Source organism: Rhizobium sp. IY2, assembly GCF_047532935.1.
GTDB lineage: Bacteria > Pseudomonadota > Alphaproteobacteria > Rhizobiales > Rhizobiaceae > Rhizobium > Rhizobium anhuiense.
The window spans coordinates 20,575-45,764 of the sequence record NZ_JBLKNU010000002.1; the positions used below are offsets into that span (position 1 = coordinate 20,575).

Here is a 25,190-nt window from a genome sequence, read left to right on the forward strand (position 1 = left end):
TCTTCAGCGGATGCGATAGAATTTGGAAGCGAACGACCATTTGCCCTGGGCGCCGGTCTCGTCGTCGCCGACGATCCTGAGGCTTCGGGCGAGATCGTAGACATAGTTGAAGGCGGCGCGCTGGCCGACCAGCGGTGTCGGCACATCCGGCAGGTCGAGCACTTCGATCGGCTTGTCGCTGAGGATGGCGACGACCATACCGACGCCGGCCGGACCCTCGACCTGATATTCGAAGCCGATATAGGGATTGCGCGCATCGGGCACGACGACCGGCCGGGCCGGATCGAGCCGGTTGTCGCCGCTCTTGGCCGTCGGCTTCAGGCCCATCGAGCGCTTGTTCGGGTAGAGCTGCGTCAGCTTGCCGGCGGCGTCGATATCGACCAGGATCAGGTAACCGGACTTCTTGGTAGAGACGCGCATCGCCACCTTGTCGCCGATGCTGACGGCGGTGCCGGGCAGCATGTCGACGGCAACACCGGCCTCATTGTCGCTCTTCAGCGTATTTTCGACGGCGGCGACCGGCGTCTTCGCCTCCTCGCCGGTGATCACGTCGCGGCCTAGCGCATCCGGCAGGCCGTAGAATTGCGGGACCGGCGTGAAGCGGCAATCCTCGGCATGCGTCCGGCAATATTCGTCGGATTTGCGCCGGACATAATCGAGAAGGGCGGCATTGCTGACATTCGGCTTGTCGGCGGCGCGTGCCACGCCATCCTGCACGCCTTCGATGAAGTGGCGGGTGAAAACACCGAGCGCCGGCTTGGCCTCGCGATCGACGAGCGCCCACTGCCCTGCATTGACGGCCGACCAGACCATGGCGCTTTCGCCACCGAAGGAGAATTTCGCTTCCTTGCCTGACTTGTTCGGCGGTTCGATGGCTGCCAGTGCCGGGCCGAGGCAGCGCACGGTGCCGGAGGGTGCTGCGACCGCGCTGCGGCTGCCGGGGCCGACATGGCAGGCGTCGATCAGCAGGGTGACGCGGCGGTCCTTGAGGCTGTTCAGCCGTGCGGCGATCTCGGTTTCGCGGATCTGGTTGGTGACCGTCACCTTGCCACCCTCGCGCACCAGTTTCGCATCGGCTGCCACCAGCGTCGGGCTCGTCGTTTCCTCGGCGCCCATTTCCTCCGAGCCCTGGCCGCTGAAATAGAGGAAGACACGGCTTCCCGGCGTCGACTGGCGCACCAGCCAGTCGTCGATCTCGGCCAGGATCGCCTCGCGGGTCGCCTTGCGGTTGGTCAATGTGTGGATCTGTTCCGGGCGGTAGGCGAGCGTCTTGGCGAGGAAGACCTGCATCGCCTTCACGTCGCTGGCGGAGCCGGTCAATTTGGCCTCGCGCATCTCGTAATCGTCGATGCCTATCAGCAGCGCGCGATCGCCGGGGGAGCCTTGGATCACTGGCGTCTGGACGGTCGGGGATTGGACGTCGGGTTCGGCGTCTGCAGGCCCGGTGACGGGTTTGTCCGCGGGCATGTCGGGGCTTGGCGTTTCAGTCGTGCCGGCAGGCGCGCTATTGCCGGCGGGCGGGGTATCGCCGGCGGGCGGCGACGTGATGGTGAGGTTGGCCTCTTCCTGCCCGGATTTTTGCTGCTTCGTTCCGGCGCCGGTGGTGGCGGACGCGACCTGATCGCCTGTCGCCGATCCTTCGACATCAGGCACGTCGCCGTCGGTCTTTACGGCGATCCAGCCGCGGAAGGCAGCGACGCGGGTATAGACGCCGTAATGTTCGGCCTCGGCGCAGCCGGCGCCCCAGCTGACGATGCCGAGCTGGATCCAGCTTTTGTCGGGACGCTGGGCGACGAGCGGTCCGCCGCTGTCGCCCTGGCAGGCATCCTTGCCGCCTTCGGCATAACCGGCGCAGACATTGCGCTCGTCGATCGGGTTCATCCGCATCGAGCTGTCACGATAGGCGGCGCGGCAGTCCTCGCGCGGGACGATCGGCAGTTCGACTTCCTGCAGTTCGGTCGGCAGATATTTGTCATCCCAGCCGTGGTCGGCCTTAGTGTAACCCCAGCCGGTGACGACGGCGGGGTGGCCGGCGGCCTCCACCGCCTCATCCAAGGCCGAGGCAAGGATCGCCGGCTTCGATTTGGCGGGCTCGGCGAGCTTGATGAGGGCAATGTCGTTGGCGAAGACCTTGCGGTCGAAATCCTCGTGGATAACAACGTCATCAACGGCAAGGCCGGGCTTGTCGGGCCCGTCGACCGCGATCACCTTGTCGATCTTCGACTTGCCCTCGACGATCAGCAGATCCCGGGCGAAGAGATCCTGCTTGCCGGAGCGGCCGCTGGTGACGCAATGGGCGGCCGTCAAGATCCAGCGCGGCGCGATCAGCGAGCCGCCGCAATGGCCGCCGAAGCGGCCGCGCTGTTCGGGGTCGGGCGCCAGGATCTTCACCTGCCAGGGCCATTCGCCTTTTCTCGCCGCCTGGCCGCCGATGACGCGCCCGCCATCCTCGCCGGCAAAATCGGTATCCTGCTGCGCAAGAGCTGGAGAGGTCAGAAGCAGCATGACGGAGGCAATCGTGAGGACCCTGCTGATCGACGTGCTCATAGCTTGGCTCCGGCGGAGGTATAGAGGACCGTAAATCCGACGCGGGCGCCCTCGGGGAGGAATTCGCCGAGGCGCCTGGCGATATTGCCGGCCGTGCGGCGCCTGTCGTTTTGCTTCAGGAACTCCACAAGCTGCGGCATCGGGGTTTCAGAGGTGACGGCGACGAGCAGGTCGGTGCCAAACGGCGCGACGACCGAAAGATCGAGGTCGAAGGTCTGAGACATCTCGGCATCGGCCTCCTTCTCGTTGGGATAGAGGAACTGCACGGTGCCATCGCCGGTGACGTCGAAGAGCACGAGCTTGCGGCCCGATAGATCCAAAACTGTGACGCCGACGCGCTCGCCTTCGCCATGGACGGTGTCGGACGGCGTCACGCGCACGGTTTGCGGGTTTGTCTCCGACAGCCGCTTCAGCGTGTCGAGCGCGGCCATCCGGTCGACGACAAAAGGCATGTCGCCGGCGCCGACGCCGGAGGCGACGACATCGCCGCCGGCAATCGCCTCGCGATTTTCCGGATCGAAGACGAGTTCGGCATCGGCACCCTCGGTCACCTTGAATGGCGTGACGGCTGCGTCGATCCCCTGCAGAACCGGCTCGGACCCCAGGGCGGCGACGCTGATCGGCGCGGGCTCGGTGGGCAGCGGAGTGTTTGATTTCTCCGCCACCGCCTGCGCCCCCGCCCCTTCGTAGGCATAGACGACCGCACGGTCGAGATCGGTTCCGGGCGGGCTTTCGGTAAAGATGTTCTGCCGCTGGTCGGTGAACTGATAGACCGCCTGGCGCACATATTCGAAGAGTTCGCGGCGGCTGACGGCGCCGTCGCCGTTGCGGTCCGCAGCCCCCTCGAAGGCGCGGGCGGTGGCATAACTCAGCGCGCCGCGCTTCTGCGGAATGCCGGGGATCGTGATCTCGGGCGACTTGGTGTTCTCGTCGACGGCGGCAAGGAAGGTCAGCCGTTTGAAATCGAAGCCGGTGGACAACGCATCCGCCGTCGTCGAGATCGGCGCGAGGTCATCCTCCTCGATCGTATAGGACGGCGCCTGACGCCAGGTGATCTCGGCGCCGCGCGGATCGACGTCGCGGGTCATGCCGCCGGCATGGCAGGTATCGGCGATGAAGACGACATCGGCGCCCTTGGCCTCGAGGTTGCGGATCAGCACCTTGAACTCGTCGCCGAAGATGCGCTCCCGCGATCCGGGCAGCCGGGTGTCGAAGCCGGCCAGCACATAGACCTCGTCGCGGCCGCTCGGTTTCGAGCCCTTGACGCGTTCCGGCTCGCTCGACCCGTGACCGGCAATGCCGAGCACGACGAGGTCGCCAGGCCCTGCCCGCTCCGTCACGGCCCCGATCGCTTGAAAAATGCCCTCGCGATCGGCTGCGCCATTCTTCAGGAGCGTCATGTCTTCGACGCCGACCGAGCGCAGCGACAGGGAAAGGTCCTCGGCATCGGCGACGGCGCCATGCAGCGGCGGGACATTGCGATAGAGATCGATGCCGACCAGCACCGCCCGGACCGCGCCGCGCTCGGGCGCCTCGATCGTCCTTGCCAGGCTGTCGGTGGCCGCCAGCGTGAGGAGGGCTAATGCGGCGGCCATGGAAACGGATGCGGACATGGCCAAACTCCCCTCGCCCCCGCTATTCGCGGCGCCATTCGACGCGCCGGTTCAACGCATCGACATCGTCTTCGGTGAGGTTTGCGGTTGCGGTCACGTCGACCGGCTCGGAGGCGCCGCGGCCCTCGGCATCGATCGTCGCGTCGATGCCGTGGCTCTTCAGGAAATCGGCGACGGCCTGGGCGCGGCGCTCGGACAGCTTCTGATTATAATCGTCAGCGCCGCGCCGGTCGGTATGGCCGACGAGGATGATGCGACCGGGCTTCTGCTCCTTCAGCGCTTCCAGCAGTTCCTCGGCGGCCTCGGTGCCGATCGAGGTGAAGCTCGACTTGTCGAAATCGAAGGTGATCGGCACCGGAATGGAGACCGGCACGATGCCGCGCACATTCTCGGAATAGATGCCGCCGAGCACGCCGCTGCGGTGATCCTTCTCGGCCGGCACGAAGCTGCCTTGCGGATTGTCGCTCGAAGGATTCGCGGCAAGGATGCGGGCCTGGGCGGCGCGCTGGATGAGATCGGAAATCGTTTCGGCCGGCGGCGCCTTCGGCGTGCGGGTCTCGTTCTTGATGATCTCGATCGCCTGCTGGTAACCGGCGGCGGCATCGGCGAAGCGGCGAGCGGAGAAATAGATCTCGCCGAGCGTGGCGGAAGCCTGCCACAGCACCTGCGGACTGTCGGCAGCGACAAGCAGCGGTTCGTAATCGGCGACCGGTCTATCGGCGGCCATCATCTCCTGCGCGGCGGAAAGCCTGAGGGCTGCGACGCGGCGCTGGGCATTCACCTGGAACTGGCCGCAATCAGCGCTGACGGCGATCGCATCGGCCTCGGAAGCGGCAGCGGTGATATCCTTGGCGGCGACGGCGGTGTTCAGCTTGTCGAGAAGGGCGGTGCAAACAGGCGTATCGGCGTTGGCGACCTCGATCTCCTCGCCGGCTTGATCCGGTTCGGCCGAACGGCCAAGGTTCAGCTGCGGCATCTTGATGCTGAAGCCACCGGGCAGCTTGAATTGCGGCATCTTGATCTGCGGCATCGGCAGTTTCGGCATCTTGGTCTGAGAAGACTGGGCCGGCTGCTTGTACTGCGTCGGCTGCTTATATTGGGTCGGCCGGGTGGATGAGGTTGTGTCGGCAGGGCCGATCAGCTCCAGTTCGTCGGCGGCAAGCTCCTGGCCGGGCGCCAGATTGGTGACGATCTTGTATTTCTTCGGCGGCTGTGTGGTGGCCTGCTCGACGGGTTTCGGCGCCACCTTTTTCGGCGCAGCGGGCTTCGGTTTTTCCACCGCCGTTTCCGGCTTCTTGGCAACTTCCTGTTTCGTCACCGGCTTCGGCGCGGCTGCCGGTTTCGGTGCAACGGGCGGCTTTGCAGCCTGCTCGACCGGTGCGGGTTTTGCGGCAGGGGCAGTTGCGACGGGAGGAGCCGCGGACAGACTATCGACCGTCGTCAGCATCAGCGTTTTGCTGCTGATCTTGGTGCCGAGGCTGCGGGCTTCCTCAAGGCTGCGGGACACGGCATCCATGCCGCCGTCGATTGAGCGGAACATGCCGCTGCCGCTGCCGCCGAGATCGGCGAAGATGGTCAGCGGCTTGGAGGAATAAAAGACCTTGATCTGCTCCTGGCCGACCGGACCTGAAACCTGCAGCCGGGCGCCGCTTGCCGGATCCGGCACCTGCACACGCTTGCCGGCGCCGATGAGCGCATCGGTCTGGTACTTGTTTGGGAAAAGCTTCACCACCGCGCCGTTCGGCGAAACGTTCAGCACCGTGACATAGGCGTTTTCGCTCGACTGGATGAAGAGGCCGACCACTTCGCCGATGGCGTATTTGGCCTCGGCGCGATCGAAGGTGATGCTGACGGGGCCGGTCTGGGCCGGCGCTTCGGTCAGTGTGCGTTCGTTCTGCGCCTCGACGGCGGGAACCACCGAAAAGAATGAAAGAAAGGTGGCTGCTGCTAGGATGGCTTTACGGTTCAGCATTGGAAAACCTCCTCTTCGAACAATCTCACACTGTGTTGAAGATGAGAATAGCACTGACCGGCGAAATTGGGATGGTTTCACCCGTCTTGCTTGAGGGAGGGTTACAAATTATTTGGAGCCCGAAAGAATCCATCAAGGCAAAGAGGTAAGCAAGACTCATGCTCGGCAATATCCGGCGGCTATTATAGTCCGTTCGGATGGCTGGGATGCGGTTAGTTCTTGGGTTTCTGCCCGGCTGATTTCAAAATCGAGATCAGGTCGCTCATTCCCTCGGGCGAGGAATTGTAGAGCCAGAGAATATCCGGATTGTCGATCGCGAATTCCTTGCCGGGGCCGGCGCCCATGTCGCGGCCGGGCGAGGTCGCATCGGGCAGCTTGCCTTCGCCGGGCGCCAGCCCCTCGGCGCGCTCATGTTCGGCGATGATGGCGGTCGCCGCAGCAAAGGCCTTTTCGTCCTGCTGGCGCAACGCTGCCAGCGCGGGGTTGCGCGCCGCCAGCGCATCCTCGACCGGGCCGGCCTGACTAAGCTCAGGCATTTGCAGCGCCAGCAGCAGGCCGATCGACAGGGTTATGAGCCAGGATTTCGTCATCGTCGTCACATCCGTCTTATGGGCGCCATTACGCGACAAGCGCCCCGACAATAGGGAGAGGCTGGGAGGATGGCAACGGCGCTTGGCGCCAATCGATTGGGAGGGTTGAAATCGACTGGCAGAGGCGCTTTCGCTCTTTGTTTTATGCATGTCGTTGCCCCGGAACCGCTGCACACTTCCGGGCGACATGCATTAGAGGATCTTCAATTGCTGCAGACTGAGGCGCAGGTCGCGCAGCATCTCGCCGAAGATCTCCTCGATCATCCCCGTCGACCAGACGACCATGGTGCCGTAGGGCGAGCGCTTGCGCTGCATGAAGCCCGCCGTCTCGAAATCGATCAGCGTCTTGCGGCAGGTCTCGCTCGACATCACCGCGACCAGGAAACGGGCGAGATTGGACTGGTCGATCGCGCCTGATTTTTCCGCCCAGTTCTGGATCAGCCGCGGCTTGGTGTCGGCGGTGAACATCGAGGCGAGCGCCCGATCCTGTGACAGCCCCAGGCGCTGCAGCTTGGCCGGATCGCGGGTCAGTGAAACCACGTAGTCATTGTGCAGATCGGCGAAGCGTTCGATATCCTCGGCCGTGTTGATGCCGAAGACCTTCATCGAATAGAGGAACTCGGCCATCAGATAAGTCGGCTCGGAGCGCAGCTGCGCCAGATGCTTGTCGTCCTTGCTGGCAGATGCCGCGCAGACGCGATCGGAAAAACCTATCCGTGCGGCGCGCACCTGCTCCAGCAGGCTGATGTCGAGCGCCAGTTCGTCACCGTTCCATTCCAGCATAAGCATTTCCTGCCAGCATATCTTCGAGACGATGATCTTGTACTATTCCAGGCGCAGATCTCCAAATCGTTTGGAAAGCAACAGCTTGCTGATGGGACGCATCTATCTTACCATTTTGAATGGCTTGGCAGTCTTTTCGAGGGTCGAGGCAATGCGTGGTTTGGGGTCGCATATTCTGTTTGCCGCGGCACTTGCAGTCGCCTCGCCAGGTCTTGCCAAAGACACGACAATCATAGAGCTTCGCAGCGGCGACGGCGCGCGTTCGGTCGGCATCATCTCGTCCAACGAGGAAGTGGAGGCATCCGGGCCTGCGGCGATCACCGTCGGTGACAACGGCACCATCTACATTCTCGACCAGAACAACGGCCGCGTGCTCGCCGTCGACGCCGAACGTTCGCAGGCCGATCCGGAGATCCTGCCGCTGCCGGAGAATGCCACGCCGGAGGATCTCGCCGTCGTCCACAACGAACTCTACCTCTGGTCCGATGGCGTCGTGCCGCTCGAGCGCGCCACCGATGCCGACGGTCGGTCGCAGACGCTGCGCGCCGTCGACGGCGGCGGCGATGCCGACGACTACACCCGCTCGGTCTTTGCCTCGATGGGCTCGGTATCGCCCGGACCGCTGAACAGCATCATCGACGAGATCGGCCGCAGCGTGAGCCGGCCCGAGGTCCGCCCGCCGGTCAAGCAATATGTGCCGAGCCGCGGGCTCGGCGATATCGTCGCCGAAGTCTCGGCTGCCAACGACAAGGCGGAGATCCTGCTGCGGCGCAGCAGCTCGGAGGAGAATTTCCTGTCGCTGCAGCTGACCTCCGAAGGGCGGATCGGCACCGTCGAACTGCTCGACATCGACACAACAGGCAGGCCCTATGCGCTGGTCGAGCTGGTGCCGGCCGACCGGCCCGAACGCACCGGCATGCTGGTGGTGCGGTTCACGCCGAACGGGGCAATCGACCGCGTCTACGACCTGCCGATCGAACCGGGCACGGTCTTCTCCAGGCGTTTCGTGGCGATCGGCCCGCGTGGCGACGTGCTCTATTTAAGATCGCTGGAGAGCCGGGCGCAGGTGCTGCGGCTCGACGGCAGGGAGCCCGGCCGCAAGCTTGCCGTCGCCAGCCCCGCCAAGCAGCCGAATGCCGGCAAACCCGGCAAGACGCCGAAGGTGGCGATCGTGCCGAAATCGCGCAGCGACGTCATCGAGCGGGCCATCGGCTTCGAGACGCTGAACTGGCTGGTGACGCCGACGGCCTATGGCAAGGATCCGGGTCCGGGCTGCATCAACATGAACCGGCTGCGCCGCCCGACCTACCTGATCGGCAAGCGCGGCCAAACGGTCAAGGGTGTTCCCTATTGCTGGGGCTGCAAGACGCCGCTCGAGAATTTCATCGGCGGGGTGGAAAAGGGCCAGACCGCCGGCAATGTCTGCACCAAGAGCGCGCCGCAATCCAACATCCTCGGCGTCGACTGCTCCGGCTTCGTCAGCGACGCCTGGGGCCTGAAGATGCATGTGACGACGCGCGCCATCCCCGGCATCACCAAGCGCCTTTCCGACCCCTGGTCGATGCGGCCGGGCGACGCGCTGAACAAGCCGGGCTCGCATGTGCTGCTGTTCATGCGCTTCACCGACGACCGCAAGGTGGAGGTGATGGAGGCCTCGCCGAACGCCTGCAAGGGCCGCGTCTGCCGCAACACCTATTCGCTCGGCAGCCTGTTGATGCGCGGCTACCAGCCGGTGCGCTTCAGGGGGCTGGATGGTTGAATGAAAGGCAGCGTCAGGCTGCCGGCTTTGACGCCAATCGGCGCTTCGCCATCGCCAGAAGGCCATGCGCGGCAACGCTCTCGGCATAGTCCCGATAGGCGGGATCCCGGCTCAGCATGCGCTCTTCAGCGCGGGCGCGCATGACGTAGATAAGGCTGACGATCGCCAGCATGCCGGCCCGGGCAAGTCCTTCCGCAAGGCCGCTGGCAATGAAGCTGGGAAATGCAAACAGCCACCAGGAGATGTTCTTCGAGACGTAGGCTGGGTGTTTGATGAAACGATAGGGACCTGAGGTGATGATGCCGCGATGAGTGAGGTTGGAAAATCGCGGCCCGAAAGCGACAGTCGCCCAAACGTAGATCACGGTGCAGGCCAGCGTCGCGACGCTCCAGAGGATGAAGATGGCCGACCCCTCCTGGATCACCGTCTCCCAGCCCGGCCCGTCGCCATAGGGCACGAAAGTATGTGAAATCGCCGGGAAGAACGGCTCATAACAGATGAGGCAGACCAGCCAGCCGAGCGCCGTCGTCTCCGTCGCCCTGACATGCCAGCCGAAAAGCTTGAAGGTGGCAATATAACCACCGGCGGCAAGCACGACGTCGAGGAGAAAGACAAGCCGCATGAGACCTTCGAACCATGCCGCCGAGAGCGGCGGATAAGCCCAAGCCGGCTTGTCGGCGAGATCGGCAAGAGCGGTCATGCCGCCCGAGAACATCAGCACGAGAAAGAAGCATTTGATTGCGAGCAGGCGCAATGCGAACAGCACGTCCTCCTCACGAAAATCCTGGATCAGCACCGCGCGCCCGACCTGATGGAGGTAATCGTCGGGCTCTTCGGCGATCTGATCGGTGGCTACGATGTAGAGGATGGTAGCAGCAGCCAGCGCGACGGAAATGGGGATGGTCGTATGGCTGGCTTCGATGAACCATTGGACCGCCGACGACTGCGTGAAAAACGGAAAGACCGAACAGGCAATGACGACCACACCCAAAAGTGCTGCGAGGCCGACAAGCTTGGTTCCGATGCGCCGCCAGAAGGTGGCGGGAGCCTCGTTCCGTCTTTCTCGCGATGCCCAGACCCGACGAGCGGCTGGCGTACCTTCGACGAGAATCCATGCCAGGAGAAGGCAGAACACGACAAGCGCCATCGCCTTGCCGGGCTCAAGCTGCAGATAGGCCGAGAGCGCAATGCCGATGAGAACGCCGACAAGGGTCCCAGCCTGGCTGACGAGAGGGCTCCCGGTAACGGTATCCCTGTCCTGGGGGATCGGCACGCGCTTGGCTTTCTCGACTACATTGCCGGCTGCATGGAAGGTTGTCGAACGGAGACCGGAGAGCGTATCCGCGACGCCTGCGCCGCAAGCATCATGGTTGCTTCATCCGTTAGCCGAGGCGCATCCTCCGGCAGCGAGATCATCGCAATGTCGAGCTTGTCATAGTCGACCATATAGTAACCCGATCCGGTGGCGATGACGGCCTCAGGCCTAATTGCCAGAAGATCCTGGGCCATCGTGCCGACGAACATCGGGCCGCCCCAGATGTACCGGAAAGCATAGACCGGTATGCCCTCAGCCGAGGTGCCGAGCCTACGGATATCAGTCTTCAAGCGGCGATCGGACCAGCCTCCGCTGGAGCTCGATGAACCGCTGGAGCTCGATGAACTGCTCGAACCAGAAGAACTGCTTGAACCAGAAGAACCGCTAGAGCCAGAGGAACCGCTAGAGCTAGAGGAGCCGCTGGAGCCAGAGCCGGCATTCCCACCGGAACGGTTCTCAGAGCGGGCGAAAGCCGGTTGATTGATCGTTGTGGGCACTTTTCTGACGGTGGAAGTGGGATTCCTGGCCGGCGTGGCGTTCCTAGCCGGCTCTTCACTGGCGAACAGTGTCCTGGCGCCAGGGTCGAAGATGCAGCTCTGCAAGATCGCGCCTGAGCCTGCGATGAATGTCGAGCAAAGCAGAACACGGATGATGAGCTTTCTTGTCATGAAGGGCGCCCCCAGATCGCCGGTTTAGAAGAGATCGTACCTCGGATTTCGCTTTACCCATGTCGCCTTAGCGAGCTGAACGAGCCTGTCGTCGAGCGACTTGGTCTTCGGAAGCGCCTTTTGCTCCTGAGTGGTCAACTCAGCGACGAAAGTTTTTTCCGCTTTCTTCTTTGCAGCATTGGGCAAGGTCTTGAGTTCCGCCTTTGCCTGGTTCTTCGGGTCGCCGCTGCCCGGCATGTTGATGGCGGTGGCCAGCGCGAAATAACGTGCCGCCGTTGCAAGGCTGTCAGCGTCCGTGCCTGCTTCTTTCGCCAGAATGGCGCGGTCGAGTGCACCCCAATAGTCGCCGCGTTCTGCGCCCATCTCGAGCCACTTCACCGCTTCCGCCTTGTCGGCGGCAACGCCGACACCGTCGCGGTACATGCGTCCGAGGTTTGTCGGGGCATAGGGCTGACCGCCCTCTGCCGCCCGCGTGAATAGCTCGATCGCTTTGGGAAGATCCTCCGGTGCGCCCTTTCCGAAGCGGTAGACGAGCGCAAGATTGTTCAACGAATAGATGTCGTTGCGCTGGACGCCAGCCTCGTAGAAGCGGATAGCCCGCTCCGGATCGGCTGGAACGTTGACGCCGTTGAGGAAGATATAGCCGAGCTCGTTCATCGCGTAGGTATGGCCGAGATCTGCGGCCTGGAGCATCAGGCGTAACCCCAGTTGCTGATCGGCCTTGGTGCCACGGCCGTAGTAGAGGGCTTTGCCGTAGCTGTGCAGGGCGAAGGGATCGCCCTTGGCCGCACCACCCTTGGCGATCTCGCTTGCCTTGGCTGCGTCACGCGGGACGGAAGCACCGAATTCGTAAAGGCTCGACAGTTCATAGATCGCCCGGACATGCCCGGCATCCATCGCCTTCGTGATCGTGGCAAAAGCCGTCTTCGTATCGCGATTGGCAAGCTGGGCGCGGCCGAGCTGGTAGACGAAACGCGCCACCTCGGGATAAGCCTTGACCGCCTCCGTGCAGGCCGGCAGTGCGGAGGCGGGGTCGATCTCGTTCGGCAGTTTTCCGGCGGTCACGCCCTGCAGGTCGAGGGGTGCCGCGGCCGCGGTGTCGCAGGCGTCGAGCGCCGGTTTGAATGTGATGGTGGCCGGCGCCAGGTCGTCATTGGCGGCCTGTAGCGTCAGGGCGAAAGGCTGGTTTTCGGTGCCGATCTGCGGCTCGTAGGAAAGCGCCGGAATATCGGCGGCCTCCAGCACGTGGCCAAGCCCGATCACCCGCTCTCCGGCGCGCAGTGTGCCCTTGTCGGGCAGGGCCGCGACCTTGAAGGTCATTTCGGTGGCCGATGCCGGGACGGCAGGCAGGCCGGCTTCGACGGGGCCGACGCCGATCGTTGCGCTGACGTCGCGCGGCAAGGTCTTCAAATAGGCATCGGCATCGGCAAGCCGCGCCTGTTTTTGCTGTTCCAACTGGGCGAGCTTGGCGCCGGCATCCGCCGAGACGGTGATCGCCACCACGCCCTGCGTCGCCTGGCCATAGGGGTCGCTGACGGTATAGCCGATCAGGCCGACGGTGCCGGCGGCAACGCCGGATGAATCATAGGTCAGCGCCGTCAGGGCTGCGGCCGGTATCTTCGCGCCCTGCTCCACGGGTTTGCCGTCGAAGCTGAGTTTGCCGGTCTTTGGAAGCTGGTTGAGGGTGACGAGCAGCGCCGAGCCGGTCTCGTCATGCGGCGGGGCGATCGGCAGTTTGGTGGCGGCGGCTCCCTCCGGCACGCTCACCTGCTGCATCGGTTCGACGCTCGGCGGCGGTGGCGCCGGAATGAAATAGAAGCTGTCGGTCAGCGAGGAGTTTTCCCACGGAACCTGCTTGCCGCCGGTCATGGCGATCACATCGCGGCGCACATCGGTGAGGACCTGGCGGATTTCCTTGTTGGGTTCGCTGGCGCGCTTGATGAAGGATTCGGAATAGGGGCTGAGAGCGCCGGTGCCATCGAGCGCCACCTGGCCCGGTTCGGTGGAGAAGGCGATCAGGCTGCCGAGATCGCTGTCGATGCGCGCCAGTCCGCGCGTGGCGCCGACCGGTTCCAGCTTTTCGGCCATCCAGAATTTCTGGGCGTTGAAGGGATTGTTGCGGCAGGCGTCGAGGAAGATCAGCTGCACCCGCGAATTCTGCTTGAGATGGTTGAGGATCAGGTCGAGCGGCATGGTCTGCGTCTCGACGTCATAGGGCGTCTCCAGGGTCGCATCGACCGGCACGATGAAATTCTGCCCGCCGACCTGGATGCCATGGCCCGAATAATAGATCAGGCCGGCCTCGGCATTGCTGGTCGAACGCAGGAAACGGCGCACCGTATCCTCAAGCCCGATGCGGTCGACATTGACGCCGATCGTCACGTCGAAACCGGCCGCCCGCAGCGTGCTGGCGACCTCTTCGACATCATTGGCGGGATTGGGAAGCGAAGGCAGCGTCTTGTAGACCGAGTTGCCGATGACCAGGGCGACGCGGCGCCCGCTCTCTTCCGTGATGGCGGCATGTACGGTGCCGATCGACAGCAGCATTGCCGCGACGATCAGCAAATAAGCGCACAGTCTCCTGACATGGTGAAACTTGGGCATGGCTCGATCGCAAACATCTATTGTCCAGAGTTCAATAAAATTTGCTGGCCTGCTGGTGCTGGGCCCCCTCCGCATTCACAGTTTGAAAATATTCCTCGGCGCTTCAAAAAGCAAGCTTCGCCGCCGCCAAGTGAATTGGAGCAGTCCCGTCAGATTGGAAGCCCGTCATCGACAAGAAAGACTGTCGAAATCAGGAATTTAACATGCGGCGGCGAAGTTTCCTTAACCTCGAAACGTATAGTTGCTGATCGAGGCCGGTTTCATCTCGATAGAGAAGCCCGGCAAGGTAGGCGGCATATAGGCGGCGTTCTCGATCCGGCAGGGGTCGAGGAAGTGTTCGTGCAGATGGTCGACATATTCGATGACCCGGCCGTCCTTGGTGCCGGACACGGCGACATAGTCGATCATCGACAGATGCTGCACATATTCGCAGAGGCCGACGCCGCCGGCATGCGGCCAGACCGGCAGACCGAACTTGGCGGCGATCAGCAGCACCGAGAGGACCTCGTTCAGCCCGCCCATGCGGCAGGAATCGATTTGCACGATGTCGATCGCGCCCTCGGCGATGAACTGCTTGAACATGATGCGGTTCTGGCACATCTCGCCGGTCGCGACCTTCACCGGGCTGATCGCCTGGCGGATCTTGCGGTGGCCCGCGACATCATCGGGGCTCGTGGGTTCCTCGATGAAGAAAGGCTTGGCGAAGGAGAGCGCCTTGACCCAGTCGATCGCCTGGCCGACATCCCAGACTTGGTTGGCGTCGATCATCAGGTAACGATCGGGACCGATCACCTCGCGGGCGATCCTGAGGCGGCGGATATCGTCTTCCAGGTCGCGGCCGACCTTCATCTTGATATGGTCGAAGCCGGCGTCGATCGCCTCCTGGCAGAGGCGGCGGAGCTTTTCGTCGCCATAGCCGAGCCAGCCGGCCGAAGTCGTGTAGCAGGCATAGCCGTCTTTTTCGAGGATGGCGATGCGTTCGGCCTTGCCCGCCTCGGCGCGCTTCAGGATCTCGACCGCTTCGTCGCGGGTCAGCACATCGGTGAGATAGCGGTAATCGACGATATCGGCGATCTCTTCCGGCGACATTTCGGCGACGAGCCGCCAGACCGGCTTGCCGGCCTGTTTGGCCAGCAGATCCCAGACGGCATTGACGACCGCGCCGGTCGCCAGATGAATGGCGCCCTTGTCCGGGCCGATCCAGCGCAGCTGGCTATCGCTGGTCAGATGCCGCCAGAACCGGCCGGGATGGGCAAGAATCTCGGCAAGATCGGCGCCGACGACGAGGTGGCGCATCGCCTTGATCGCCATGCAGCAGATGTCGTTGCCACGGCCGATGGTGAAGGTCAGGCCATGGCCGGCAAGATCAGGCGCGTCCGTATCGAGAATGACATAGGCGGCCGAATAGTCCGGATCGGGGTTCATCGCATCGGATCCGTCCAGGCTTTGCGACGTGGGAAAGCGAAGATCGAAGACGCGAAGATCGGTGATGCGGGTCATGGTTGTTCCTCCCGATTATAATTGTATGGGGCCGATGGCGGCGGCCGGATCGGCCGGCGGTGCTGCCGGCCGCGTGATCGGCCAAAGTGCGTCGCAATCATTCGGATTCGCTTCTCACGCTTTAGGTCTTTGTTTTACGCAATTCCCGGCAAAAGCGCTTCGCGCTTTGCCTGGGAAAACCGCTGCGCATTTCTGCTGGAACTGCTCTCAATCAGATCGTCCAGCCGCCGTCGATGGCGATCGCCTGGCCCGACGTATAGGTCGCGCCGGCGAGATAGACGGCGAGATCGGCGATCTCCTCCGGCGAGCCCAGCCGGCCCATCGGCTGGCGGGCGATGAAGGCGGCGCGCGCCGCATCGTAATCGCCCTGGGCGCGCATGCGGTCCTGCAGCGACGGGCTTTCAACCGTGCCGGGGCAGATGGCGTTGCAGCGAATGCCCTGGCCGACGTAATCGGCGGCCACGGATTTGGTGAGCCCGATTACCGCCGCCTTGGTGACACCATAAGCGAAGCGGTTCGGCACGCCCTTGATGCTGGAGGCGACAGAGGCCATGTTGACGATGGACCCGTCCTTGCGTTCGATCATGCCCGGCAGCACGGCCCGGATGGTGCGGATCATCGCCTTGACGTTGAGGTCGAAGGCGAATTCGAGATCGGAATCCTTCATCTCGAGGATAGAGCCGGCATGAACGAAGCCGGCGCAGTTGAACAGCACGTCGACAGCGCCGATCTCGGCGACGAGGGCCGTGACCGCATCGTCTTCGAGCACGTTCAGTCTGTGGGTGGAAACGCCGGTTTCGGCGGCCAGCGTCGCCAGCGCCTCGGTGTTGATGTCGGTCGCGTGGACCTTGGCGCCGACCGCGGCAAAGGCTGTCGCCGTCGCCCGGCCGATGCCCTGGCCGGCGGCGGTGATGAGAACGGTCTTGCCGGAAAGTCTGTTTGTCATATCACGGGCCTTTTCTGGAAGTGTCTATGCTGGACGACGGAATGCGGTTTGTCTTGATGAGGCTCGGGGGCGAGGCTCGGGCCTTTTCTCATTTTGCGCGCTTCGACGGTCGTCCGGCAAGATATTGTTGGCGGCTTGCCGCCCAGTCCTGGTGCCGGGAAGGCCACGCGGTTTCACCTGATATCGGGCGACGTCTTCAGTCATGATTTGTCTGTTTATAGACAAACAGACGATTGGCCAAGGGTCAAGCGTGAAGTTTTCCTTTTCCGGCTGCAGTTCTGCGTATATGCAGAATGGTATTCACAGGAGGAAGGAATGGAGACCGACGAGTCAGACCGCTACCGCGCTCCTGCCCTCGACAAGGGCCTCGATATCCTGGAACTGCTCGCCGGTGTCGATACCGGCCTCACCCAGGCCGATATCGCCAAGCGGCTCGACCGCAGCCCCAATGAATTCTACCGCATGCTCGATCGCCTGGTGCGCCGCGGTTACGTCACCCGGCTGGACGGCGATCGCTATTCGCTGACATTGAAGCTCTTCGGTCTTGCCCAGTTGCACGCGCCGGTGCGCCGGCTCGCCTCCTATGCCACGCCGCTGATGCGCGATCTCGCCCAGCGCACGCGCCAGGCCAATCACCTTGCCGTCTTCGATCGCGGTGCGGCGGTTGTCATCGCTCAACAGGAGGCGCCTGACTATTGGGGGTTCTCGATCCGCATCGGCGCCCATATCAGCCTCTTCGACACCGGTTCGGGGCATGTGCTGCTCGCCTTCCGCAGCGAGGAGGAGCGGGAGATGATGATCTCGGAACATGTGCGCAGCCGCGCCGACATCGAACTCGGGCCCGAATTCTACGACCGCCTCGAGCAGATCCGCGAGCGCGGCTACGAGATGATGGCAAGCGCCCAGACGGCGGGCGTCTACAATCTTTCCGCCCCGGTGCTCGGGCCGGACCGACGCTGCATCGCCGCCCTCACCTGCCCGTTCATCGCGCTCGTCAATGCGCCGTCCGCGCCCGATATCACCCAGACGATCATGCTGGTGCAGAAGACCGCCGCCCAGCTTTCGCTGCTCGCCGGCGCCGATGTCGGCCATTCCGGCTGAAGGGCCCCTCGGAAAAGCCCGTCGCGAAGCAGACTTGCGAATCGCATAAGTTCGTGCTTATGTGTCGGCATGATCGAGAATGACATTTTCCGAGCCTTGGCCGACCCAACCCGCCGCGCGATCTTCGAGAAGCTGGCGGCGGGCGGCATGAACGCCAGCGCCTTGCGCGCGGGCATGGAGATCAGTCAACCGGCAATGTCGCAACATCTCTCGGTTTTGCGGAGCGCAAAGCTCGTGAGGGAAGAACGGCAGGGGCGTTTCGTGAATTACGAAGTCGATCCGGAGGGACTGGCTCTCATCGCGCAATGGTTGGCGAAATATCGTGCCTACTGGCCTGCCCGCATCGAAGCTCTCAAGGTCTTGCTGAAGGATATGGACCAATGAACGACGGAAAGGCCACCGAGCATAAAGACGGCATCGAACTGGAATTCGATCTGGATGAACCGCCGCACAAGGTCTGGCGTGCAATCAGCATCCCCGAATTTCGGGAAAACTGGTTGCCAAAAGACGCTTTGGCCGATCCCGAACCGGCCACTATCACACCTGGCGAGGAAGTCCGTTACAGCCTGCGCGACAATGCTCCACCTTTCCTTGAGAGCTCGGTGACGTTCACGATCGTCCCGAACGCGACCGGCGGCACCCGCCTGCGCATTATCCACGAACTGACCGACGCGAGGCTCGACCGGATGGCGAAAGCGGCCGCGAACAGCAACAGTCCGCCCGTTATGCTCGCCGCCTGACGCGGCAAGCCCCCTTAAATTCTGGAAGATTGGAGTTCGCCGATGCGCGAAGCGATGCAACTCGTCCCTATGGTCATAGAACAATCCAGCAGAGGAGAGAGATCTTTTGACATTTACTCCCGTCTTCTGCGCGAACGCATCATTTTCCTCAACGGCGAGGTTAACGACACCGTTTCCGCTCTGGTCTGCGCGCAGTTGCTGTTTCTTGAGGCCGAGAATCCAAAGAAGCCGATCAATCTTTACATCAATTCGCCGGGCGGTGCCGTGACCAGCGGCCTCGCCATGTATGACACCATGCGCTTTATCCGCGCGCCGGTTCATACGCTTTGCATGGGGACAGCCCGGTCAATGGGATCGTTCCTGCTGATGGCAGGCGAGGCCGGCGAAAGAGCTGCATTGCCCAACGCCAGTATCCTCATTCACCAGCCCTCCGGTGGCTTCCAAGGGCAGGCTTCGGACATGCTGATTCACGCCGAAGAAATCCTCAAGACCAAGCAGCGCATGACGCGGCTCTATGCGCAGCATTGCGGACGCTCCTATGAAGACTTTGAGCGCGGGATGGATCGCGACCGTTTCATGACGGCGGAAGAAGCATTGGAATGGGGTCTTATCGACCGTATTCTAACGGTTCGGGAAGACACGGCCAGCCTATAAGCTGTCGCGGAAATCCAACAAAAGTTGGAATTTTTAACCGCCGGGAATTTCTATTTGAACAATCCATTCACCAGGGATAGGTTGCCGCAAAACCACTCTTGGAGGAGAGAGCGTGTTCATCGACACCCATCTGCACATCATCGATCGGTCGGCGCTGCCCTATCCCTGGCTTGCCCAGGCGCCCGCTCTCGATCGTGATTTCCTCTACGAAACCTATGCGACTGAGGCCCGGCGCTGCGGCATCACCACGGCGCTGCATATGGAGGTCGACGTCGATCCCGCCGCCATGCAGGCCGAGACCGATCACGTTGCCGACATCGCCAAAAAGGAAGGCAGTCTGCTTGCCGGCGCCATCGCCTCCTGCCGACCGGAGGAGCAAGGTTTTGCCGCCTATCTCGAGCGACAGAAGGCCGATCCTTTCGTCAAGGGGTTCCGCCGCGTGCTGCATGTCGTGCCTGACGATGTCTCCGAAGGCGCCCTGTTCCGCGAAAACATCCGGCGCATCGGCGGCAGCGGCCTGACCTTCGACCTCTGCACCTTGCCGCATCAGGCGGGCCGAGTGGCGGCCCTCGTCGATCTCGCGCCCGATGTGCAGTTCGTGCTCGACCATTGCGGCGTGCCCGATATCCGCTCGAATGCCTTTGAGCCCTGGAAGGCCGGCATATCCGAGATTGCCCGGCGGCCGAACGTCGTCTGCAAGGTCTCGGGCGTCGTTGCCTATGCGGATGCCGAGACCTGGACCGCGCAAACGCTGCGGCCCTATATCGAACATGTGATCGCAAGTTTCGGCTGGGATCGTGTCGTCTGGGGCAGCGACTGGCCGGTCTGCACGCTCGGCGGCGGCCTCTCCACCTGGGTCGCGGCGACCCATGCGATGCTTTCCGGCGTTGGTGAGGCCGAGCGCTCGAAGCTGCTTTTCGCCAATGCGCAGCGTCTCTGGGCGTTCTAAAAAGCACCGCCCCAAAAGAGCGCAGTGGTTATCAAAGACTTAAAGCGCATTTGCATGGACCGGGTGAAGCAACGCTCTTCGCTCATTGTTTTTATGCATATCACCCCCGGATTCGCTGCACACGCCCCGCCGACAGGCGTCAACATCACGAAAATAATGACGTGCCCGGCAAAAGTGCTACTTTGGCATGTTTTTTGCTGGTGATGTGTGGTGAGATAATGACGCAGACGCGTTGTATCGGTTTGGGACGACTTACAACCGAGCAATTGCTAGCTTTATTCATCTCGGGTAAAAGTTGTCAGGCGGAGATATGGCAAATGGCCAGATCTCCGCTGTATCAGGAGGGAAATAAATGAAAGAAGAACCGCACTCAGTAGATGTTCACGTCGGAAAGACGATCCGCATCCAGCGTCTGTTGAGGAAAGTTTCTCAGACGGAACTGGGAGATCGTGTCGGCGTAACGTTCCAGCAGATCCAGAAATACGAAAAGGGTTCCAACCGCGTTTCCGCCAGCATGCTGGTCGAAATCGCCGGCGCGCTGAAGGTCGATGTCAGGACGTTTTTCGACGACCTGTCGACCCCTGCTACGGCCAACGACAACCCTGCTCCAAGCGAGGAATTCGTTATTTCGCGCGAAGGCGTCCTTCTCAATGCGGCGTTCTTTTCGATCAAGAACGAAGCTCTTCGCAAGAAGATTCTGAAGCTCGTCCAGGCGATCGCCAACACCGAACAGTTGGACGCTGACGCGGCCGAATAAACCGGTCCTTCACGCAATCCAACGGGCCGCATGAGGGTCAATGGCGATCGATCAGAATTAGATTCTCGCTGGCATCCTTCATTGCGATCTTGGCTTTGCTGCCGAGCAGCTTCTCGAGATTGACGTCAAGCTCCCTGTCGGGATCTATGCCGTCCCAATCGATAACGACCTGCAGCAGCGCCATGTTCGTCAGGTGCATCAGATTACGCAGCTGAAGCTTTTCAGCCTCCTCCTTGGCTGCCGACAGCAGCCGGAAGATCCTTGCGTATTCGCTGCCTGTACCTTCGTTGTGTTGTTCAAACATCGTTCCCGCCTTCGTTGGCCGTGAAACCCTACGATTCCATCCACTACTGCATCTTTGTGCCGCGACCGTTATTCAAGCGTTACAGCAACCGCATTGCGCGTGACTTCGGCGTGCAGGAGCTCCCAGTGCGAGGTTGCGGCAAAGTGCCAGTCACGGTTGACGGGAAGGAATTTGTCCCTGCGCAGCCATTCCAATACCAGCCGCGCGTCGTTGCGCTTGCGCTCGACGCGGTTGCCGCGAATGGCGGCGAGGATAAGGTCGCGGCGCGGTTTACGGAAATGGCACTCGTCGGCCACCTTCGCATAGGTGCGCTCGGAAAAATGCAGGAAACGGCCGGCAAGCAGAAGCTTCTTGCGCTCGCCGGGTGAAATCTCGCCGCTGGCGTAAAGCGCATCGATCGTCGGCTCGAAATCGACCCAGGGCACGGAAAGCGGCAGCCAGCCAAGTTCCTGCGGCGCATGCACCAGCGCGACGGCCTCGTCGTCGAGCAGCCGCCCGGACTCATAATCCTCGAAGATCGAGCCGAGCCCGACCATGCCGAAGGGGGCGCATTCGGCTGCCCGCAACGCGCCCATGCTGGCGCCGCCGGCAACGGCGACGTCGTGTTCGAGCGCGTACAGAATTTCCTTGTGCCAGACCGAAGGCAGATCGCCGAAATAGCCGTCGACGAGGCCGATCGCGGTGGCGCCGTCCTCAACCGCTTTCAGAATGTCGCCGGCAGCGGCCGGCGGCCGGAAGTCGATGCAGGAAGACATCGCCCTTGCCGCGGCAAGATCGCTGCCCAGGCTCGGGCCGACGAACAGCACCTTCATGATTCGGCTCCCCTTATGGTGTTGACGGCGCGCATGCCGAGCTGGATGTACTGGCCTGAGATATCGACCTCCAGGCCGGGCACGATCACTCTGACGACGGAGACCGGCAGGGCCGGGTGCGGAAACGGCACGACCACGATCTGCTCGATGCCGGTGGCCACCAGCCGGTCGGCAATATGGCCGATGGTCTCCTGGATCGTCGCCTTGCGATGATGACGGGGCTGGAACGGGCGCATCCGGCCGTCGCCCTCGCACAGTTCGACCACCTGCTGCATCGCCGCACTCCTGTCGAGCCGCTGATAGATGCGCGGCGAGAAATCGTCGCGGCTGCCGGCAATCGCAGTCAGTCGGCTCTGCGCCGCTTCGGTGATGGCGCGCAGCGCGGCGCGCACGGGATCGGGGTGGCAACCGCAGCCGCCGCAGACATGCGACCAGCGCGCGTCGACACGGTCGGAAAGATTGCCGGGCATGATGACGGCCAAAAAGGCGGGAATACCGATATCCGTCGTCATGTCGAGCAGCAGCAGTTTCATGCCGGCGCGGGTGATTCGGTCGGTCATGACGTCGATCACCGCATCGCCGAAGGAGGTCGGGTCGATGCGGCTTTCCTTCAGGCGCTCCGGCGATTTCAGCTGGGTCAGGGCCCAGGCGTCGCGCTCCACCAGCTCGCAAAGCCCATGCAGGACCGCCTCGGACGGCGTGTTGCCGGAGGCCAGCCCATCGCTCGACTGCTCGAAGCCCGGCGGCCTCTCGCCGCGATGGTCGAGACCGACAAGCCACCAGGGTACGAAGACGCTGCTGCCGGACAGGATGTCGAGCCCGGAGCACCAGGGAATGGGACGGCTGCCGATCTCGTCGGGCGCGCAGCGTGCGACATTGTCGAGGTCGATCATGGCGGCACGCTCCGCCCGCATGCTCTCGACGGTCGCCTGCGTCAGGTCGGCGGGGGCAATTTCGGCGATCCGCGTCTCGACCGCCTCCATCGCCGCCGAGGTCATGGCGGCCTCGTTGTCGATACCCTTGCCCTGAAAGACCGAAAGCGTATGGCTGTTCGGCCTCGTTGCGAAGGCGACGGGGATGTTCAGGACGTCGAGCGCGGTCAACAGACCGACGCGGGTGATGCCGAATTCGCGCAGATGCGGCCTAATGGCCGCGAAGGTCTGCGCCGGCGTGACGGCGCGGTCATGATAATCGCTGACGCCTGCCGATGATCGTTTGAGGTCACCGGCAAGCGTTTCAAGGTCGGTGAAAGCGGACATACCGATTTGTTCCTTAGCGGAACCTCAGCGCATGCGTCAGGCTCTCGAGCGCATTGGCGGAAACGTTGAGTTCATCCTGCTTCATGGCTGCTCTGGCAGCTGCAGAGAAGCGCAGCGACGGTGTCTGAACTGCAGTGCTTTCAGCATTCGTCTTCATGTTCCATCTCCGATTGGTTGGGCAGCGCCTTGCTGCCGTTAACCATCAGAGGGAAACATTACCTGCGTCATTTAAGCGTTACAGGCTTCGTTAAAAGGCCGCGCAATCAGGGAAGACCGGCAAGATGCAGGCCCTGTATCAGCGGTTCGGTATAGGCGGGATCGCGATCGGGGACGAAATGGCGGATATCCTCGCTGCGGAAATCGGGGAAGTTTTCCAGCACCACCCTGGCATAATTCCTGGCCTTGGCCGTATCGCCCGCCATAGCATGCGAGGCGGCGAGCAGGCGGGCGGTTGCCTGCTTGGCCTTCACCGGTTCCAGCGCCTCGATCGCCATTTCATACTCTTCGCGCATGAAATGGATGCCGCCGAGGTTCCAGTAATAATAGTCCGGCGGCAGCGGATTGAGTTTGAAGGCCGCGCGGCTGAGCTCCAGCGCCCGATCGAAATCACCATCATGGGAAAGCGCGTCGGCGAAATCGGCGAGGATGTCGGCATCATTGGGATTGAGATCCTGGGCCTGCTGGAAATATTCCAGGCTTTCGTCGAAGCGGCGGCGATAGAGCGCCACGAATCCGAGCTCGCGGTAGGCCCGGCCGCTGTTCGGGTCGGACTGCTGCGCCTGCCGGGCAGCGCCGTTCGCCTCATCGAGCAGTTCCTTGTCACGCATGCCGCGGATCAGCCATTCCATACCGAGCGCGCGCGACACGCCGGCATGCGCAGCCGAGAAATGCTCATAACGATTGAGCGAGGATTTGAACCATTTGCGCGCCTGGCGCAGATGCTGCAGATCGGTCTGGGCGATCAGCCGCTTGCCTTCCAGATAGAGACGATAGGCGGATGGCGGCGCCTCGCCGATCGGCATCGCCAGTTCGTGGCGCTCGATCGTGTCGGCGAGCGAGGAAACGATCCGCCGCGTCAGATGCGCGAAGGATTCGCTGATCTTCTGCATGACCAGCGGCAACTCGATGGCCCAGATCACCTCCGATGTCGTCGTCCGTGTCAGGCGGCAGGTCGCAAAGACATCCTCGTCGCGACCCTGGATGGTGACGTAGACCGCATAGTCGAAGCTGAGGTCGAGCGGACCGGACACGGCGCGCGACGGATCGATCGAACGGCTGAGGATTTCCAGACTCGTATGCGCCGCGATCACCTTGAAGCCGCGCTGCTGACTGAGGCCGATGGTGACGTCTTCGAGAAGCGCCCTGCCGACGCGCTCCATCAGCGGATCGGTAAAAATGCTTTCCGGCGGCAGGATGATGATGCGCGGCTGGCCAAGCAGAGTGATCGCAAGGTTCGGCCCCGGCTGAGAGTGACCTGAAGCCGCTTGTGCCGCCGGCACCAGGTTCAGTTCGCGGGCAAGAGCGGTGGTGCTTTCCTCCGGCTCGGTGTCGAAGTCGTCCTTCAGCTGGCTTTTGCACTTCAGATAGGCCTGACGCGCCGCTGCCGGATCGTTCATCCTGACATAGGTGCGCATCAGGGCACGATAAGCGGTCTCACTGGCAGGATCGAGTTCCAGCAGGCGCCTGGCAAGCGTGACCTGCTCTTCATCAGATCTATCGTCTGATGTTTCGACCAGCCGGGCGAGATGGGTGGAGCGCAATTCGTCGATGCGCTGGCGCTCGAAGGTCAGCCAGTCCTCGGCGCCCTGCGTCGGCGATTTGACGCCTTCGAGCAATTCGCCGTTCAGGAGGCCGCCGTCTTCGGGTGCGAGCGGCCCTTTCTGTTTCAGGATATGAACATCGACCTCCCAGCCGGCGGCAAGGCCGATATGGGTTCGGGTCGCGGCCAGCAGCGGCGGAAGGTCGGCGGGAATGCTCTGTTCGATGCGCGCCAGGAGCTGGCGCAGACTACCTGCCCGCTTTTCCGGCAGCTCCGATTGCCAGAGTTGCCGCCTGACGGTTTCGCGGTCGAGTTCGAGATCGGCTTCGGCAGCAAGCATGGCGAGAAGAAAATAAGACTTCTCCGGCAAGGGGAGTTCCTTCCCCGCCGCCAGCAATCGCGGTCTTCCGAGCAGGCACAGCCTGTTCGTCGACATTTGCCCGGATGTCCGTTGCATCTCGGTTCTCACCCCCGAAAGCCAAGGCGCGCAAACGCACCGGCGGTCAAGACATCATGTTAAAGCTATAAAGCCGCCGCGCATAGCGGCTTTGCTATAAA

Annotated in this window: 22 protein-coding genes; 7 read left to right on the forward strand and 15 right to left on the reverse strand. The window is 62.6% G+C overall.

Annotated elements, in window-relative coordinates:
- Positions 1–3 precede the first annotated feature (3 nt).
- The 5 genes from ACMUVN_RS08810 to ACMUVN_RS08830 form a co-directional block, all read right to left on the reverse strand.
- Positions 4–2,547 (reverse strand): trypsin-like serine protease, encoded by a 2,544-nt coding sequence (locus ACMUVN_RS08810; RefSeq protein WP_414815020.1) that lies wholly within the window; start codon positions 2,545–2,547, stop codon positions 4–6.
- Positions 2,544–4,160, reverse strand: a complete 1,617-nt coding sequence (locus ACMUVN_RS08815) for a caspase family protein (RefSeq protein WP_414815021.1) — start codon at positions 4,158–4,160, stop codon at positions 2,544–2,546. Before ACMUVN_RS08815 ends, ACMUVN_RS08810 begins: the two co-directional genes overlap by 4 nt.
- 22 nt (positions 4,161–4,182) lie before the next feature.
- Entirely contained in the window at positions 4,183–6,132 is a 1,950-nt protein-coding gene (locus tag ACMUVN_RS08820; RefSeq protein ID WP_414815022.1) for a DUF4384 domain-containing protein, read from the reverse strand.
- 212 nt (positions 6,133–6,344) lie between these two features.
- Positions 6,345–6,722, reverse strand: a complete 378-nt coding sequence (locus ACMUVN_RS08825; RefSeq protein WP_097596037.1) for a hypothetical protein — start codon at positions 6,720–6,722, stop codon at positions 6,345–6,347.
- 192 nt (positions 6,723–6,914) lie between these two features.
- Complete coding sequence (locus tag ACMUVN_RS08830; protein ID WP_047613358.1) at positions 6,915–7,505, reverse strand: hypothetical protein; 591 nt, start codon at positions 7,503–7,505, stop codon at positions 6,915–6,917.
- A 151-nt stretch (positions 7,506–7,656) separates the two neighbouring features.
- On the opposite strand from ACMUVN_RS08830, the gene ACMUVN_RS08835 reads away from it, so the two are divergent.
- On the forward strand, positions 7,657–9,264 hold the full coding sequence (locus ACMUVN_RS08835; RefSeq protein ID WP_063476233.1) for a hypothetical protein: 1,608 nt from the start codon (positions 7,657–7,659) through the stop codon (positions 9,262–9,264).
- A gap of 13 nt (positions 9,265–9,277) precedes the next feature.
- Here ACMUVN_RS08835 and ACMUVN_RS08840 read toward each other — a convergent pair whose 3' ends face one another.
- From ACMUVN_RS08840 to ACMUVN_RS08860, 5 genes are all read right to left on the reverse strand, one after another.
- Positions 9,278–10,537 (reverse strand): methyltransferase family protein, encoded by a 1,260-nt coding sequence (locus tag ACMUVN_RS08840; protein ID WP_063475709.1) that lies wholly within the window; start codon positions 10,535–10,537, stop codon positions 9,278–9,280.
- A gap of 17 nt (positions 10,538–10,554) precedes the next feature.
- Entirely contained in the window at positions 10,555–10,869 is a 315-nt protein-coding gene (locus ACMUVN_RS08845; RefSeq protein WP_063475710.1) for a hypothetical protein, read from the reverse strand.
- 402 nt (positions 10,870–11,271) lie between these two features.
- Positions 11,272–13,851 (reverse strand): caspase family protein, encoded by a 2,580-nt coding sequence (locus ACMUVN_RS08850; protein ID WP_414815023.1) that lies wholly within the window; start codon positions 13,849–13,851, stop codon positions 11,272–11,274.
- 222 nt (positions 13,852–14,073) lie between these two features.
- Positions 14,074–15,351, reverse strand: a complete 1,278-nt coding sequence (locus tag ACMUVN_RS08855) for an L-fuconate dehydratase (protein ID WP_097542613.1) — start codon at positions 15,349–15,351, stop codon at positions 14,074–14,076.
- Between the two features lie 211 nt (positions 15,352–15,562).
- Positions 15,563–16,297, reverse strand: a complete 735-nt coding sequence (locus tag ACMUVN_RS08860; protein WP_047611919.1) for an SDR family oxidoreductase — start codon at positions 16,295–16,297, stop codon at positions 15,563–15,565.
- A gap of 315 nt (positions 16,298–16,612) precedes the next feature.
- Between ACMUVN_RS08860 and ACMUVN_RS08865 the strand changes: the two genes are divergently transcribed.
- The 6 genes from ACMUVN_RS08865 to ACMUVN_RS08890 all read left to right on the forward strand — a co-directional run bounded on the left by ACMUVN_RS08865 (position 16,613) and on the right by ACMUVN_RS08890 (position 20,498).
- Positions 16,613–17,398: an IclR family transcriptional regulator gene (locus ACMUVN_RS08865; RefSeq protein WP_047611921.1), complete on the forward strand. Its 786-nt coding sequence runs from the start codon at positions 16,613–16,615 to the stop codon at positions 17,396–17,398.
- Positions 17,399–17,467: 69 nt separating this feature from the next.
- A complete protein-coding gene (locus tag ACMUVN_RS08870) occupies positions 17,468–17,782 on the forward strand; it encodes an ArsR/SmtB family transcription factor (RefSeq protein WP_028759067.1) in 315 nt (104 codons plus the stop codon).
- Positions 17,779–18,138 carry an SRPBCC family protein gene (locus ACMUVN_RS08875; RefSeq protein ID WP_028759066.1) on the forward strand — a complete coding sequence of 120 codons (360 nt, stop codon included), beginning with the start codon at positions 17,779–17,781 and terminating at the stop codon, positions 18,136–18,138. Before ACMUVN_RS08870 ends, ACMUVN_RS08875 begins: the two co-directional genes overlap by 4 nt.
- A 42-nt stretch (positions 18,139–18,180) precedes the next feature.
- The gene (locus ACMUVN_RS08880) at positions 18,181–18,792 is read left to right on the forward strand and encodes an ATP-dependent Clp protease proteolytic subunit (protein WP_127429854.1); all 612 of its coding nucleotides are present in this window, start codon (positions 18,181–18,183) and stop codon (positions 18,790–18,792) included.
- Positions 18,793–18,904: 112 nt separating this feature from the next.
- Positions 18,905–19,741, forward strand: a complete 837-nt coding sequence (locus tag ACMUVN_RS08885; protein ID WP_028759064.1) for an amidohydrolase family protein — start codon at positions 18,905–18,907, stop codon at positions 19,739–19,741.
- Positions 19,742–20,093: 352 nt separating this feature from the next.
- The gene (locus ACMUVN_RS08890) at positions 20,094–20,498 is read left to right on the forward strand and encodes a helix-turn-helix domain-containing protein (RefSeq protein WP_028759063.1); all 405 of its coding nucleotides are present in this window, start codon (positions 20,094–20,096) and stop codon (positions 20,496–20,498) included.
- A gap of 37 nt (positions 20,499–20,535) precedes the next feature.
- Here the strand turns inward: ACMUVN_RS08890 and ACMUVN_RS08895 are convergent, their stop codons facing one another.
- The 5 genes from ACMUVN_RS08895 to ACMUVN_RS08915 all read right to left on the reverse strand — a co-directional run bounded on the left by ACMUVN_RS08895 (position 20,536) and on the right by ACMUVN_RS08915 (position 25,089).
- Positions 20,536–20,802: a hypothetical protein gene (locus ACMUVN_RS08895; protein ID WP_004668299.1), complete on the reverse strand. Its 267-nt coding sequence runs from the start codon at positions 20,800–20,802 to the stop codon at positions 20,536–20,538.
- Between the two features lie 68 nt (positions 20,803–20,870).
- Positions 20,871–21,614, reverse strand: a complete 744-nt coding sequence (locus ACMUVN_RS08900) for a TfuA-like protein (RefSeq protein ID WP_063475716.1) — start codon at positions 21,612–21,614, stop codon at positions 20,871–20,873.
- Complete coding sequence (locus ACMUVN_RS08905) at positions 21,611–22,873, reverse strand: YcaO-like family protein (RefSeq protein WP_028759171.1); 1,263 nt, start codon at positions 22,871–22,873, stop codon at positions 21,611–21,613. Before ACMUVN_RS08905 ends, ACMUVN_RS08900 begins: the two co-directional genes overlap by 4 nt.
- A 13-nt stretch (positions 22,874–22,886) precedes the next feature.
- Complete coding sequence (locus ACMUVN_RS08910; RefSeq protein ID WP_164735880.1) at positions 22,887–23,030, reverse strand: hypothetical protein; 144 nt, start codon at positions 23,028–23,030, stop codon at positions 22,887–22,889.
- 106 nt (positions 23,031–23,136) lie between these two features.
- Positions 23,137–25,089, reverse strand: coding sequence for a BTAD domain-containing putative transcriptional regulator (locus ACMUVN_RS08915; RefSeq protein ID WP_047611942.1), 1,953 nt, complete (start codon positions 25,087–25,089; stop codon positions 23,137–23,139).
- Positions 25,090–25,190 lie beyond the last annotated feature (101 nt).

What these genes read in the sequence shown, in the direction of transcription:
- ACMUVN_RS08870 (WP_028759067.1), top strand. Translation starts at nt 17,468, where the DNA reads ATGATCGAGAATGACATTTTCCGAGCCTTGGCCGACCCAACCCGCCGC.
- ACMUVN_RS08865 (WP_047611921.1), top strand. Translation starts at nt 16,613, where the DNA reads ATGGAGACCGACGAGTCAGACCGCTACCGCGCTCCTGCCCTCGACAAG.
- ACMUVN_RS08850 (WP_414815023.1), bottom strand. Translation starts at nt 13,851, where the DNA reads ATGCCCAAGTTTCACCATGTCAGGAGACTGTGCGCTTATTTGCTGATC.
- ACMUVN_RS08825 (WP_097596037.1), bottom strand. Translation starts at nt 6,722, where the DNA reads ATGACGAAATCCTGGCTCATAACCCTGTCGATCGGCCTGCTGCTGGCG.
- ACMUVN_RS08875 (WP_028759066.1), top strand. Translation starts at nt 17,779, where the DNA reads ATGAACGACGGAAAGGCCACCGAGCATAAAGACGGCATCGAACTGGAA.
- ACMUVN_RS08810 (WP_414815020.1), bottom strand. Translation starts at nt 2,547, where the DNA reads ATGAGCACGTCGATCAGCAGGGTCCTCACGATTGCCTCCGTCATGCTG.
- ACMUVN_RS08835 (WP_063476233.1), top strand. Translation starts at nt 7,657, where the DNA reads ATGCGTGGTTTGGGGTCGCATATTCTGTTTGCCGCGGCACTTGCAGTC.
- ACMUVN_RS08830 (WP_047613358.1), bottom strand. Translation starts at nt 7,505, where the DNA reads ATGCTGGAATGGAACGGTGACGAACTGGCGCTCGACATCAGCCTGCTG.
- ACMUVN_RS08860 (WP_047611919.1), bottom strand. Translation starts at nt 16,297, where the DNA reads ATGACAAACAGACTTTCCGGCAAGACCGTTCTCATCACCGCCGCCGGC.
- ACMUVN_RS08820 (WP_414815022.1), bottom strand. Translation starts at nt 6,132, where the DNA reads ATGCTGAACCGTAAAGCCATCCTAGCAGCAGCCACCTTTCTTTCATTC.
- ACMUVN_RS08880 (WP_127429854.1), top strand. Translation starts at nt 18,181, where the DNA reads ATGCGCGAAGCGATGCAACTCGTCCCTATGGTCATAGAACAATCCAGC.
- ACMUVN_RS08890 (WP_028759063.1), top strand. Translation starts at nt 20,094, where the DNA reads ATGAAAGAAGAACCGCACTCAGTAGATGTTCACGTCGGAAAGACGATC.
- ACMUVN_RS08855 (WP_097542613.1), bottom strand. Translation starts at nt 15,351, where the DNA reads ATGACCCGCATCACCGATCTTCGCGTCTTCGATCTTCGCTTTCCCACG.
- ACMUVN_RS08815 (WP_414815021.1), bottom strand. Translation starts at nt 4,160, where the DNA reads ATGTCCGCATCCGTTTCCATGGCCGCCGCATTAGCCCTCCTCACGCTG.
- ACMUVN_RS08895 (WP_004668299.1), bottom strand. Translation starts at nt 20,802, where the DNA reads ATGTTTGAACAACACAACGAAGGTACAGGCAGCGAATACGCAAGGATC.
- ACMUVN_RS08910 (WP_164735880.1), bottom strand. Translation starts at nt 23,030, where the DNA reads ATGAAGACGAATGCTGAAAGCACTGCAGTTCAGACACCGTCGCTGCGC.
- ACMUVN_RS08915 (WP_047611942.1), bottom strand. Translation starts at nt 25,089, where the DNA reads ATGCAACGGACATCCGGGCAAATGTCGACGAACAGGCTGTGCCTGCTC.
- ACMUVN_RS08905 (WP_028759171.1), bottom strand. Translation starts at nt 22,873, where the DNA reads ATGTCCGCTTTCACCGACCTTGAAACGCTTGCCGGTGACCTCAAACGA.
- ACMUVN_RS08900 (WP_063475716.1), bottom strand. Translation starts at nt 21,614, where the DNA reads ATGAAGGTGCTGTTCGTCGGCCCGAGCCTGGGCAGCGATCTTGCCGCG.